3 protein-coding genes are annotated in these 2,815 nt (G+C 32.0%); all 3 read left to right on the top strand.

Going from position 1 to position 2,815, the window contains the following annotated elements; translation table 11 throughout:
- On the top strand, positions 1–420 hold a 420-nt coding region (locus F6K13_RS26825), incomplete at its 5' end, for an alpha/beta hydrolase (RefSeq protein WP_287288968.1).
- Between the two features lie 968 nt (positions 421–1,388).
- Positions 1,389–2,579 carry a retropepsin-like aspartic protease gene (locus F6K13_RS26820; RefSeq protein WP_124155325.1) on the top strand — a complete coding sequence of 397 codons (1,191 nt, stop codon included), beginning with the start codon at positions 1,389–1,391 and terminating at the stop codon, positions 2,577–2,579.
- Positions 2,572–2,709, top strand: coding sequence for a hypothetical protein (locus F6K13_RS26815; RefSeq protein WP_161564547.1), 138 nt, complete (start codon positions 2,572–2,574; stop codon positions 2,707–2,709). Before F6K13_RS26820 ends, F6K13_RS26815 begins: the two co-directional genes overlap by 8 nt.
- The last annotated feature ends 106 nt before the right edge of the window (positions 2,710–2,815 follow it).

Here is a 2,815-nt window from a genome sequence, read left to right as displayed (position 1 = left end):
CCACAAAATATACTGGTTTATGGTCATTCTTTGGGAGGTGATATTGCTATTGAGTTGGCTATAAGACATCCGAAAATGGCCGGATTAATTATTCAAAGTTCTTTTACTTCTATGCAAGGGATGGTGGATTATAGGGGAAGAATGTATAGATTTTTTCCAATCAAATTAATCTTACATCAAATATTTGACTCAATTACAAAATTACGGAAATTAGACATACCTATTATGTTAATTCATGGCAGGGAAGATGGATCGGTTCCTGCCTATATGAGTGAAAAATTATTTGCAGTTACTCCTGCTAAAATCAAAGATTTATATATAGTTCCAGGTGCAGATCATAATGATGTTGCTGCTATTGCTGGTGATGAGTATTTAGAGCGACTTAATAAGTTTGTTAATCGATTAAATAAAGAAGCATAAACAAAGCATTGAACAATAGACATATCTATCTATAAAAGAGGGAGTAGGGGGAAATAATTGATAATTTATGGATAATAATTGATTATATTTTTGATTTTCACGCCTATGTCTAATAGACCTCGCAGCCAAAGTAAAATTTAATTTTTTTCTTCTATAATATTTATATTTTATGTTTTTGACTTCTGTTATTAAATCTAATAAATAGAAGAGTATTATAGTGTCGATCGGGAAGTGTGAATTACAGTTGTCTTTTTCCTCCTTGTTTTACCTATTTCCTAAAGCCTCAGAATTATGGAAATTGCTATATATTATAGTAGGGAACAAGGAAAATGAAACAGTGGGAAAAATATTTCCTCTAACTATCAAGGAGAAAAAAATCCTTTTTGTCAATCCTCTTGTTTTAAGGGGAAGTAATTATTAATTGTTAATGATTAATTGTTGAACTTACCGCTCAACTAAACTTACTCAAAAGTCTGAAAGTCTAGTCATTCATAGTGAGTCAAGCATTACAGGGTTAAACGGCAAACTCTTTATTCCCCAAAAACATCGGGAATTACTTTTCTAATAATATTAAATGCTCCATTCACATCAGCATTTAATAACTTATTATCTCCTGTTTTATACAATCCTCTAGCCATTCTTTTCCCTTTAAATATCGGTTTTGATTCACCTTATGTTGGTAATTAATATTTATGTAAAGAAATTGATTGTGATGTATATGATTCTTCAGTAATTATTACTTTGAACCCAATTAATCTGAGCTTTATATCTTAACATCTCTATTAATCTATAATGAGGTATATTAACAAACTGTTGATTGTTCTTTTTCCCTAGATTAATAGATTATTTCCACTTCTTATGATGTCCAATTATTAAGGTTCCTATTTGGTGTACCTCACACCAATCTATTTATAACTCCTGAGGACTGAGGACTGAGGACTGACTATTTTGCTATCGGATTTGATATTATGCCAAAAACTACCTCAATTAAATTAATTATTTCAGTCATAGGAATTATTGGTTTTCTTTTTACACCTCAACCCAACTTTAGCGAACAAAATCATCCTACTACCCTTGCTCAAATACCATCATCAAAACCTAGTAGACTATCCCAAGAAGTTCTACAAGAACTCACTCAATGTCTCAGAAAAATAGTTAAACCCACAGAAGCATCTTTAGAAGCGATACAAGTAGCTTCTATGCAATGCACAATGAGAGTAATAATGTTAGCTCCAGATGGTAAATTTCGCCCAGATGCTAATCAAAGAATGGAAGCATTATTAGAAATAAGTGGAGCTAGTTTACCAGAAATTCTGAGTCAAGGAAAAGCTACTGTCAAGCTTGAAAAACTTACAAATAGTCAGGTATTTACTCTTCCAGTAATAGTGGCAGGGGAAACTAAAAATTTTTTATTAGATACAGGTGCTTCTAATACAATTATAGATAGCAAAATAGCTCAAAATTTGGGTTTAGCAAGTACTCCTATTCCCAATGATTTATTATCTTACTTTGTTGTCGGTGATGACTGTTCAAATGTTAATGCTAATATACATACTTTACCTACAATAACAGTTGATGCAGCTACAGTAAATGGTTTGCAAGGAATGGGTTTGTCTAAGACAGCTATTCCTGGTAATTTATCAGGTGTTTTAGGTTTAGATTTTCTCAAAGGTTTTGATGTAATTATTAATCCTCAAACTTCTCAGTTGGAGTTACTACCTCCTTCTTCTTCTGTTAATAATACTATTCCTTTGATAGGTAGAATGGGAGTTATGTTAGCTGAGGTAAAAATTAATGGTAAAGGACCTTTTCTATTTCTATTAGATACAGGAGCAGATTTAATGGTTTTATCTCGGAATTTAGCAAATGAATTAGGAATTGATATTGCTAATGCAGAAAAAATAGATGTCTTAGGATTTTGTGGTACTGAAATTGCTCAGAAAACACAGTTGGATACTGTGAGTTTACAACAGCATGAAGTATCTCAATTGGATGGGATTATTATTGATAATCAAATTCTTGATTTAATAGGTATTGATGGGATTGTTGGTCAGAATTTTCTTAGTCGTTATCAGCAACATTGGCGATTTGATAAGTCTAATAAATTGGGATTTCCAGAAACAGGAAGTTTGCTTTTAACTCCATTAGGGAATGATTAAATGTCGGAATAAATTAAGAAGTCAGAATGTCAATCTTATGAGGGAGTCAGGAGTCAGCAGGGAAAAAGGAAGAAGGAAGAAAGATGGAAGATGGAAGATGGAACAAGAGGATAAAGTTTTCCCAGGATAATTATCCGGACATGATATTAAGACTACCTCAAAATTCAAGATAGAAAAAAGGAGTTAGAGCAGTATTGAACATCATAAAAAAAGCTAACTTGATTCAAAATATTGGG

This window comes from Okeania sp. SIO2B9, assembly GCF_010672505.1.
Classification (GTDB): domain Bacteria; phylum Cyanobacteriota; class Cyanobacteriia; order Cyanobacteriales; family Microcoleaceae; genus Okeania; species Okeania hirsuta.
The sequence above is the reverse complement of the archived record's forward strand: the minus strand, read 5'-3'. Positions and strand labels throughout refer to the sequence as shown.

Coding starts and splice junctions, on each gene's coding strand:
- F6K13_RS26820 (WP_124155325.1), top strand. CDS start 1,389: ATGCCAAAAACTACCTCAATTAAATTAATTATTTCAGTCATAGGAATT.
- F6K13_RS26815 (WP_161564547.1), top strand. CDS start 2,572: ATGATTAAATGTCGGAATAAATTAAGAAGTCAGAATGTCAATCTTATG.